The sequence below is a fragment of the Ruminococcus callidus ATCC 27760 genome (assembly GCF_000468015.1).
Taxonomy (GTDB): domain Bacteria; phylum Bacillota; class Clostridia; order Oscillospirales; family Ruminococcaceae; genus Ruminococcus_C; species Ruminococcus_C callidus.
In genome coordinates this window covers 18897-29548 of sequence record NZ_KI260362.1, presented here as the reverse complement: position 1 = coordinate 29548, position 10652 = coordinate 18897, and the positions used below count along the sequence as shown (strand labels likewise).

Genomic DNA, 10652 nt, shown 5'->3' with positions numbered 1-10652 from the left:
CTGACGAAAAATTTGACGACGCATCTGTCGCACACTCTTTGTGCGGTATTGCCTAAAGTTCTCACTGGCGAAGTTTTAGTCAATACAATCATAATTGATAACAATATTATACTATATTTTGTGAAGCATGTCAAATACAAAAATCCACTGCAAAAGGAAAACCCGAGATCCCACATGAGAATCTCGGGTTTTTATAGGAAATCAGATGAAACAAAATGTCATAATTCAGAGCAACGATGCACAAAACATATCTGTAAACTGCATCGTCAGATATTGCCGGAAGATGTCGCTGTATGCCGGAGCAGACAAAGGTCGAAACCATTCAGCACACCGTCTGCATGCAGATCCCCTGCCTGCCAGTCAGCAAGCTTTGTTTCCGGAACGCCAAGCAGCCACTTTTGCAAAAGCACAACATCTGCCAGATTTACCTTGCCGTCTGCATTGACGTCGCCGGTATTTACAGGCGGTTTTTCTGTTATCACTGTCGTGGTTGCCGCTGTCGTCGCCGAAGCAGAAGTTGCGGTGGTCGCCTTTGTGATCGTTACCGTTGCCTTTGTAGTTGTTGTCGTTGCCTTTGTGGTGGTAGTAGTTGTTGTGGTCGTCGTTGTGGTGGTTACCACAGGCGGTCCGTCGATCACAGTTCCTTTCACGGCACCGATTGCCTCATCGATATAGAAATTATCTGTATCGCCTTCCGTTTCCACATAAATTTTAAAATTCTTTCCGCCCTCCGGCAGTTTGAAACTGGGATTTGCGAGCTGCACATAGTTTCCTTTTGCTGCGGAAGCAGACGCAATTCTGGCGTACTTCGTTTCTCCGGCAGCATCTGTGTACTGTAGAGAAAGTGCAGCATTTTTGGAACTTTCTCCGTCCATGTAATTCAGGCATACGCTGAAACTATATTCTTTTCCAGCCTGAAATGCTTTTGCCGGCAGCGTTTTTTCTGCTCCGTTCCACGCACTGGCACGATTCTGCACCAAAAGTGCATTGGTTCCCTGATACGGTATTCTTCCGCTCAGTGCAATATCTGCTGCACCGTGTCCCTGCCAGTCGCAGTTGTCCGACTCAAAAGTATCGTGAAAATAATAACCGTTTTCATCCGGTTCTACCGGCTGGTCTTCCAATGTCACAACAAACGTAGAAACACTTTCCGCAGGGAGCTGTGCCCAGAAGCTGCTGCTGTCATGCTCCAGATCTTCCGTTTTCGCCAGATTTTCAGAGGCGGAAGTACGATAACGGTCAACCTCTGTAATTTGTGCATCAGCATCTACAGCGAACTGCTGCGAATAGCTTTCTGTTCCCTTGTTAATGGCAACAATGGTTACCTGATTGTCATCGCCCTTATATGCAGACACATAGACATTGTCTGCCGGCTGTTCCGTAGCATCGATCCGCACATCGCCGGGACGAACATATTTGGAGTATTGTGCCATGCAGTACCCACGCTTGCTGATCTTTCCGTCTTCCGTCATCAAACCATAATTCCGGCGGATATACCACCAGGTATAGGCACTCATATTGCCCACAACCATAGCATTATGGATATTTTCCGAAACCTGCAGTGCCTCCGGATAGCGATTCGCCGAATCCTTGTCACTGTTTGGAACATAAACTTCTGTCATCCAGATTTCTTTTCCGCTGTTTTCCAGTTCCGGAAAGTCCATCCATGAACGCTGTGTGCCGTAAAAGTGCGTACCGAACAAGTCACAGTTTGCCATTGCCTTGCTGTTATTCAAGATTTTCCGGTAAAATTTCTTGCCGCCGTCCGGCACCCATGAGGCATTTTCCGGTACATACTGAAAAGATTCCGGTGACATCAGGCGGGTGCTTGTGATCTGATCGCCATAGTTGGCAATGAAGTCTGTTGTTTCATCAGTAGACCAATATGTCCACTCGGACGCATAATCCGGTTCATTCTGTACAGAGACAGCGTACAAGTCAACATTATTATTTTTCATGTAAGTGCCAAAATCATTCAGATGCTTTGCATAGGCAGCATAATTGGATTTGGGCAGATGCAGCTTACCGTTGCTTCCGCCGGATTCCGTTAGATTTGCCGGCGGTTCCCACGGTGATGCAAAAACAGTGACACCCATTTGCGTCGCAAACTGTGCAGTCGGGAGTGCTCTGTTCCACTGGCTGCTGTCCGGATTTACAAACACCCGAAGTACCGTCAGCCCCAGTTCATTCTCTCCGTTTCCAAATGCCGTCTGCCGCTGTGCCTGCGTCAGATCTCCTGCCCATTCCGGATGGTTGATTCCGCCGAATCCACGAATCGTCTGATACTCTGTGTCTGTATCAATGACACAAACGTCAGCGGCAGAAACTGTTTTCGTCGGAAAAATGGATGCTGTTGTTACAGACAGCAGTGCTGCCGTAAAACCAGCTACGACTTTTCTCAAATTCATATACATTCCCTCCTGTGAAATGTGCCGTTTTGCTTGTTGTGTCTATTATAGCAATTTCACATTGCGGTGTATATCATTTTTGTCATGTACTTTTGCATTATTGTCATATGATCTTGTGTAAATGTATATCTGCGGAACTTTATGCAATCTGCCGAAAAATTTGTCGACGCATCTTATGCACAGGCTTTGTGCGGTATTGCCTTTACTTTTGAGCATCTTTTGCGAGAACCTCATCAATGGTATTCTGAAGTGTACTGAGATTTTCGTCATTGTCAATGCCGCCCATAAGTGCTTCGCCCACGATATTGCCGTTTCTGTCAATGACATACGTTGTCGGGAACGCAGTGACACCCAGTGCAAATTTTCCGGCATCGCTGTCAGAATCAAAATAGATGTTCCGATATTTCGCTCCCTTTGTTTCCAGAATTTGTTTCGCCGTCGCAATATTCTGCTCGTCACCGTCAAGTGCACCGACATTTACACCAAGCACTTCACCGCCCTGTTCTTTGATGCGATCATTCAGGGCATTCATTTCACTGAGCTCCTCCACACAGGGTTTGCATTCGTTGAACCAGAAATTCACCACTGTCACAGCATTCTCAGCGAAAACACTGCTGTCCACCTTATTTCCGTCCAGATCTTTTCCCTCAAACTGCGGGAATGCAGTGCCAGACGCATCGCTGGTCTGCTCCTCAGAAGAATCCGTCGGAAGTGCTGCGATCTCCTCTTCAATTTTGCGGATCTGTTCTGCATCTGATTTCAGCGTTTCATATTCTGCATCAGTAAACTGATCTTTTGCACCGTCTACAGCAGCCATCAGCACATCGCCGTAGTTTGAACTCAGCGTGTCCTCTGTGACATTTTTGCTCATAGATGCAAACACCTTTTCCCACAGATCATTGTTTTTCGCCATGATCGCATTTTCCTCATCCAAAAGTTCCTGTGAAGATTTTCCGGATGTTTCTGCTTCGCCGGATACTTCACTGGACACGCTTGAAGAAGTGTCCTTTACCGTACTGCCGCATCCGCTGAGCGGGACAGAAAGTGCCAGACAAGCTGCTAACATCATCATCAGATTCTTTTTCATTTTCATTTTTTAAGCTCCTTTTTTTCTGTTGAAATTTCTTTTGCCTTTGATAGATCTCCAAAACCATATTGATAACATATGGCATGGGTCGGACAGGATTTCATACACATGCCGCAGCGGATACACTCGGCATGGTTGGGCTGTCTGGTGACATCGACATCCATTTTGCATGCCTTTGCACAAGCTCCGCAGGATACGCATTTGTCTTTGTCCACCTTCATCTGAAAAAGCGATACCCGATTCAAAAGTGCATAAAATGCTCCCAGCGGACACAGCCATTTGCAGAACGGGCGGTAGAAAAACACACTGCCAAGTATCACAGCCAGCAGGACAAATGCTTTCCATGAAAAAAGTGTACCAAGTGCCGTGCGGATTCCTTCATTGGTGATCGACAACGGAATCGCACCTTCCAGCACGCCTTGCGGACAAAGGTATTTGCAGAAGAACGGATCCCCCATTCCCAGCTCATTGACGACTACCATCGGGAGAAGAATCACCATCACCAGCAAAATACCATATTTCAGATAACGCAACGGTTTCAGCTTTTGGGTAGAGAGCTTTGGCGACGGGATCTTATGCAAAAGCTCCTGAAACCAGCCGAACGGACACAGAAATCCACAGATAAATCTCCCCAGCAAAACACCAAGCAATATCAATATTCCGGTGACATAGTAAGAAAACTTGAATTTCGATGACCCTACAACTGCCTGAAATGCCCCGATGGGACAAGAGCCTGCTGCTCCCGGACAGGAATAGCAATTCAATCCCGGCACACAGGCGTATTTTCCCTTTCCCCGATTCAGAGAACCATTCAAAAAATTGGGGAGATGCATGTTGGTCAGAAGTGCTGCTGCTGCCTGAATCCAACCGCGAAACCGTGCAAGAATGTGCACATTTTTTTTGTTGATCTGTTTGTTCTTAGCCAATTCCAACACACTCCATACACAGGCGGATCGCTTTTGAAAAAACTGTCTGGGCTTCCTCCCGCCAGATGCCAAAGATGAGCATCGCTATTCCCGCAAGAAGAAGCAGCACTTGCACTGCCGCTTTTTTGAATACCATTTGTTTCCCTCCAATGCTTTGATGACACCAGTATACATCATGCGATATAAAATCTGCGTTAAGAGAAAATTAACACAGATTTTATCTGCGTCTGTTATAATAAAGGTAAAAATTATAAGAGCCTGTTTTGTATCCTGCCCCGAACACTGCTCCATGGCAAGGCTTTTAACGGTAAACCGTGCAGCAAAAGATACAGAACAATCTCTGGGGAGCATGCTATGAGACTTTTCGTGATAGAAGATGAACAATCCCTGCGGGAGGACATCACAAAAAAATTACAGCGTTCAGGATATGAAGTCGATGCCTGCGGCGATGGAGAAACAGCTTCAGAATATCTGTCTGTGGAATATTATGATTTGATATTATTAGACCTGAACCTTCCTAAGATCGATGGAATGACGCTTCTCCGCAGCTTCCGGAAAGAAAATCAGGAAACGCCGGTATTGATCTTATCCGCACGAAGCGAAATTGCTGACAAAGTGGAGGGACTGGATGCAGGGGCAAATGATTACCTTTCGAAGCCATTTCACCTTGCAGAACTGGAAGCCAGAATTCGCAGCCTGACACGCCGTCAGTTCATTCAGCGGGATGTACGCCTGCAATGCGGACAGATCGTATACGACACCAAAAGTCGTACTGCAACAGCAGACGGCGTTGTAATCAATCTGACACGCAAAGAAACCGGCGTACTGGAATATCTGATGCTGCATCAGGGCAGACCCGTCAGTCAGGAGGAACTCATTGAACATGTATGGGACAGCAGCGTGGACAGTTTCAGCAATTCGATTCGTGTCCACATTTCTGCACTCCGGAAAAAACTCCGTGCAGTTCTTGGCTATGACCCCATTCGGAATCGAATCGGAGAGGGTTATGAAATAGAAGGAGAATCAAAATGAAGCGAATGAAACGACTGTCCTTTCAATGGAGAATCACACTGCTGACTGCCATTTTGATTGCCGGAACTTGTATATGTTCCAATCTTCTGCTCTATCGTTCCGGTACGGTCGGCATAGATTCGCTGAATGGCTTTGTCATGGAATATGATCCAGAAAGTTCCGATGTTCTGAAAATTGAATTTGATGATCAGCAGATGTCCGCATTTCTCCATCAGTTTTCGCAGGAAATTTACGATGTGAAAGCAGAATTCGGAAGAAAATGCTGGTATATCACAGCCGCAGTCACACTGCTTAGTGCAGCGATCGCATATTTTGTAAGCGGCAGAGCACTCAAACCGCTGAAACAATTTTCAAAGCAGACAGAAAACATCAATCAGGACAATCTTACCAGCACCCGTTTTGATGAAAACACCGCAGCAGAATTTCAGCAGCTGAGCTGCTCGGTCAATCATATGCTTGACCGGCTGGCACTTTCCTTCGACTTGCAGCGTCAGTTTGCAGGAAATGCTGCACATGAATTGCGTACACCGTTGGCAATGATGCAGACAAAATTGGAACTGTTCGCCGAAGAACATTCTGACAGCTGTGCAGAAACCGCAGAACTGGTTCAATTTCAAATCGATCAGGTAAACCGCCTGACTGCCCTTGTCCGCACGCTTCTGGAAATGAGCAATTTGCAGTCTGTTTCACGTTCCGATGAAATCGAATTGGCACCGCTGGTTGACGAGATCCTGACGGATCTCACCACACTTGCGGAACAGAAAAATATTACACTGCATCAAAACTGTGAGGACGTTCATATGATCGGCAGTGATACGCTGATTTACAGACTGCTGTTTAATCTCATTGAGAATGCGATCAAATACAATCATACAGGCGGCAGCGTAACGGTTTCTATCCGGAAGGAACAGCATCAGGCATTGCTGCATATTACAGACACAGGCTGTGGGATTCCGGAAGCATACAGAGAGAGTATTTTTCAGCCTTTTTTTCGTGTGGATAAATCAAGAAGCAGGCAAATGGGCGGTGTCGGTTTAGGGCTTGCCCTTGTGAAAGAAATTGCAGTATTGCATGGCGGGAATGTCTGTGTGGAATCAAGTTCAGAAAAAGGAACGACTTTCGCTGTAAGATTGCCATTGATCGGAAAAGTGGAATAGGACTGTCTGACAAATATACGGATTTTTCAGGCGAGCCATAAGGGAATAAAATCAACACGACAGTAAAAGGGAGGAACGAATTATGGGTGCATGGGGTGCGGGACTGTATTCCGATGATTTTGCACTGGATGTGAAAAGTGAATTTTTAGATGCAATCAATTCTGGAAAGCCATATCGAGAAGCATTTGAGGAGTTAAAGAAAACATATGTGGATAACGCATATAATGACGATCCGGACATACCAGTATTTTGGTTTGTATGTGCGGACATTTTATGGAAAAAAGGCCGCTTAGACGAGGATATTAAACAGACAGCACTGGAATACCTTGAAAGTGAAACCGATATTGCACGCTGGGCAGAAGAATCACCATCTTTGGGCAGAAAGCGAAAGGTAGTTCTGGAAAAGCTAAAATTAAAATTGCAATCTCCACAGCCGGAAGCGAAACCAATTCGAGTGAAGAAGCTTTATGAATGTCCGTGGAATATTGGGGATGTTTATGCGTTTGCATTAACCGGAGAACTGGCAGAAAAAACAGGTCTTGCTGGAACTTATGCGATATTTCAGGTTGCAGAGAAAATGTTTATTAATACAATTGGTACATATCCGATAGTTCGTGTTATGTTAACAGAGTCGAGAGAAAAACCTGGATTAAATGATTTTTGCAAGGATCGATTACTTTTAAGTAGATATGATAAAGTTCATGTCTATGCAAGAATTATCAACGCCCTAAACACCAAAAATGCAAAAAATGTTGTTTTTGTGGGGAATACTGCAATTATAGCAAAAGAAGATGATTATGGGATACATTTAGAAAATATATTTGATAGTGTCAATATGTTGGGTATGGATAATTGGATTGATTTACCGGATCAGATTATAAAAGATCATATGAGGATGTTTAGGGCAATACGACAGTAAAAGGGAGAAACGAATTATGAGTGCATGGGGTACGGGACTGTATTCCGATGATTTTGCACTGGATGTGAAAAGTGAATTTTTAGATGCAATCAATTCTGGAAAGCCATATCGAGAAGCATTTGAGGAGTTAAAGAAAACATATGTGGATAACGCATATAATGACGATCCGGACATACCAGTATTTTGGTTTGTATGTGCGGACATTTTATGGAAAAAAGGTCGCTTAGACGAAGATATTAAACAGACGGCATTAGCATATATCGAAAGCAACTCAGATGTTGAACGTTGGAATTTAGAGTCATCTGCTCTGGGAAAGAAAAGAAAAACAGTTTTGGAAAAATTAAAGGCTAAATTACTTTCACCGCAGCCAGAGGCAAAACCGATTCGGATAAAGAAATTCTATGAGTGCCCCTGGAATATTGGTGATGTGTTTGCTTATCCATTGATTAGCAATCTTGCAAAAGAAAACGGGTTACATGGAAAATTTATTATATTTCAAGTTGCTGCAAAGAGAAAAATGAAAAAGAATGTCGATGAGTATCCTGTGGTTCGCTGTTGGATTGCAGAGGAGTTAACGTTTCCTCCCAAAACAACATGTGTGAAATGGAGTAGTATTCCAAGGAATGATGGAAATTATAATTACGGTTATTTTATGATTGCATCTTCTATACGCTCCGTTCCTAAAAGCATTCGTTTTATTGGAAATTTTGCTGAATATATTCCCGTTGATGATGGTGGAAATATTGAAGAAGCTTCAGATGGTGTTATATGGAAGTGCTTTGAAGAAAAGATTGTAAAAGATTATCTGAGAGATATAGAATGACAGTGACTGGTACAACACTGAGGTTTATGTTCGTGGTACAAATCTGCTGGCGAAATTCAGCAAGCAGAGCGGCAATGTCAAGACGGATTATCAGTACTATACGCAGAATGCACATGGAGATGTTGTCAATCTGACGGATACAGACGGCGAGATTGTGAAGTTGTATATTTATGATGCATTCGGTGTAGAAAAGAATATCGACGATAAAAATATGAATGGTAGCTTTGTGTATAGAGCTGGAGCCTATGAGTATTATGATGTTACATATTGGCAACCAGAAGAAGGAGTTATTCTTTATGATTATTCACGGAAAAAGCTAAATGCAGAAGAAATGGCATACGAAAAATTGTTGATTTTGCTATTAGCAAGTGCCGCTTATTCCGGAAGTGGCGTTGGACAGCCAGCACCGGCTATGCAACCAGCTATCTAGTAACTATATTGCTATATGTTGAAAGGAGTTTAAATTTGCATACATTTTCCACATTGTACAAAAAGATGTTTCGACAATTACTGTTTCCCTATGGATATAAACTTCATAAAAGTTTGTTTTATAAGGAAATTAATCAGGAACAGTGTTTTTTTATCACTGCAAAAAAAGAACGATACGCACCTTATTATACTGTATATTTGGATATGCTTCCCTATTGTATGGATATAGAAAAAGAAATAGAAGATGTTTGTGATATTTCAGATGAACTTGGTTTTGATTTACCGGGTTTGATGAAAAAACTTGAACCATCTCTGTTTCATCCAGAACCGGAAATCATAAAGGAATACTATGCATCCAGGCTATACGCAGATTTTTATGACGAAGACAGAACAATAAACAGCCTTCGAAATGCTTGTAGTGACATGGAAAAATACATCCTGCCTTATTTCCATCAGTTCGCAGATCTGGAATATTTCTATGCGGAAGAAAGTGAAACATGGAATTTTGCAGATCCTGTACATTATGGACTATCTTTGAAACTGCACCACTATGAAGATGCCTTGCACTGTATTGAATATCGCATATCTGATTGTCGCCGTATCATGGCGGATCATGTCCAGACACAGAACAGACTGCATACTGGTACACTCATGAATCGGGATAAGGTTATTTTAAAGAAAGATCCGGATTATGCGGAAGAACTGACAAAATGGATCGCAGATTGTGCAGAGAAAATTGCCACATATGAAAAGATACAGAATCATATATTGCATAGGTCTACAACAGAGTTAGATAAAATGGTTACAGAAATAGAAGAAAGAAGTCGTATACACTTAAAAAGACTGCTTAATGCTAATTTCTAATTTCTTAAATCCACCACTCACAAGTAGGAACATGACCAACTCCAAAATTCCGATCAATTCATTTTTGAACAAAGATAGATGATGATTATGGAATCCGATATGAGGGATTTGAAATTTATAGCAGTTTGGCATTAACAACATTTCTATTTTTGGAAGATAAGTGTATTAGATGTTATTTCGGCTATAATTTAAAAGGATTTTCGAGTGATATATTCAAGGCAATACATCAATGAAAGACGATGCAGACAAAAAAGCAGTCAATGACAGAAAGTCAAAGACTGCATAAAATTCACTGTTTGATGTTCCTGACCGGAATCAAGCCGGCGGTCTGTTGCTCAGGATACAATTGTTCTATCCAGATGAGCTTGCAGAAACATCAAAGGCAATACCGCACAAAAAATAAAAAGGTACAAATACAAGATTTGTACCTTTTTTGGTGCCGCTGACCGGACTTGAACCGGTACGGTATCGCTACCGAGGGATTTTCTCACTACTCTATGTTACCATAGCCACACAAAATTGTATGTTGTAGTCCGGACTTGGTCTTTACCATATCCTTTCGGACTTAGGTAGTCGGTGTAAGGTCTCTACACTCACTCTTGCGAGTTAGCACGGCGTTCTGTTTGTGCCTTCGCCGTTTTAGCCGACTTCTACACCACAGATTTCTCTGTGGGCACTCTCTGCGAACAGATCGCAGACGCACTGTTCATGCGTACAAACATCAAAGTCCCTTGTGTCTGCCTATTCCACCACAGCGGCAAAAAATTCACTTTCGAAAACTGTCAGAAAATGTAGAAATCATTTTCAAACACAGCATAATTATTATAGCACGTTTTATGAAAAAAGTCAAGTGTTTTTTTACAAACACACATTTTGCACTCTGACAGCAGTGCATTATAACGACATAAGGCAACACCAAAAAGCACATCACTCTTTGCAGCCATTTCCTGCAAAAAGTGATGTGCCTCTTAGCCTTCTTATGGCAATACCGCACAAAGATTGTGCGA

At 42.9% G+C, this 10652-nt stretch carries 10 protein-coding genes; 6 read left to right on the top strand and 4 right to left on the bottom strand.

Features of this window, described 5'->3' with window-relative positions; translation table 11 throughout:
• Nucleotides 1-266: 266 nt before the first annotated feature.
• The 4 genes from RUMCAL_RS15000 to RUMCAL_RS15890 form a co-directional block, all read right to left on the bottom strand.
• Nucleotides 267-2408 carry a carbohydrate binding domain-containing protein gene (locus RUMCAL_RS15000; RefSeq protein WP_242823490.1) on the bottom strand — a complete coding sequence of 714 codons (2142 nt, stop codon included), beginning with the start codon at nucleotides 2406-2408 and terminating at the stop codon, nucleotides 267-269.
• A gap of 202 nt (nucleotides 2409-2610) precedes the next feature.
• Nucleotides 2611-3501 carry a TlpA family protein disulfide reductase gene (locus RUMCAL_RS05855; protein ID WP_021681719.1) on the bottom strand — a complete coding sequence of 297 codons (891 nt, stop codon included), beginning with the start codon at nucleotides 3499-3501 and terminating at the stop codon, nucleotides 2611-2613.
• On the bottom strand, nucleotides 3498-4328 hold the full coding sequence (locus RUMCAL_RS05850; RefSeq protein WP_156902445.1) for a 4Fe-4S binding protein: 831 nt from the start codon (nucleotides 4326-4328) through the stop codon (nucleotides 3498-3500). The genes RUMCAL_RS05855 and RUMCAL_RS05850 overlap by 4 nt, the downstream gene beginning before the upstream one ends.
• An 85-nt stretch (nucleotides 4329-4413) precedes the next feature.
• Entirely contained in the window at nucleotides 4414-4557 is a 144-nt protein-coding gene (locus RUMCAL_RS15890) for a CD1871A family CXXC motif-containing protein (RefSeq protein WP_169725991.1), read from the bottom strand.
• Between the two features lie 218 nt (nucleotides 4558-4775).
• Between RUMCAL_RS15890 and RUMCAL_RS05845 the strand changes: the two genes are divergently transcribed.
• From RUMCAL_RS05845 to RUMCAL_RS05820, 6 genes are all read left to right on the top strand, one after another.
• A complete protein-coding gene (locus RUMCAL_RS05845; RefSeq protein WP_021681716.1) occupies nucleotides 4776-5453 on the top strand; it encodes a response regulator transcription factor in 678 nt (225 codons plus the stop codon).
• Nucleotides 5450-6610, top strand: coding sequence for a sensor histidine kinase (locus RUMCAL_RS05840; protein ID WP_021681715.1), 1161 nt, complete (start codon nucleotides 5450-5452; stop codon nucleotides 6608-6610). The genes RUMCAL_RS05845 and RUMCAL_RS05840 overlap by 4 nt, the downstream gene beginning before the upstream one ends.
• 82 nt (nucleotides 6611-6692) lie before the next feature.
• Complete coding sequence (locus RUMCAL_RS14495) at nucleotides 6693-7529, top strand: hypothetical protein (protein WP_021681714.1); 837 nt, start codon at nucleotides 6693-6695, stop codon at nucleotides 7527-7529.
• Nucleotides 7530-7545: 16 nt separating this feature from the next.
• Nucleotides 7546-8352 (top strand): hypothetical protein, encoded by an 807-nt coding sequence (locus RUMCAL_RS05830; protein WP_021681713.1) that lies wholly within the window; start codon nucleotides 7546-7548, stop codon nucleotides 8350-8352.
• 154 nt (nucleotides 8353-8506) lie between these two features.
• Nucleotides 8507-8782 (top strand): hypothetical protein, encoded by a 276-nt coding sequence (locus RUMCAL_RS05825; RefSeq protein WP_021681712.1) that lies wholly within the window; start codon nucleotides 8507-8509, stop codon nucleotides 8780-8782.
• 35 nt (nucleotides 8783-8817) lie between these two features.
• Nucleotides 8818-9645 (top strand): hypothetical protein, encoded by an 828-nt coding sequence (locus RUMCAL_RS05820; protein WP_040647209.1) that lies wholly within the window; start codon nucleotides 8818-8820, stop codon nucleotides 9643-9645.
• Nucleotides 9646-10652 lie beyond the last annotated feature (1007 nt).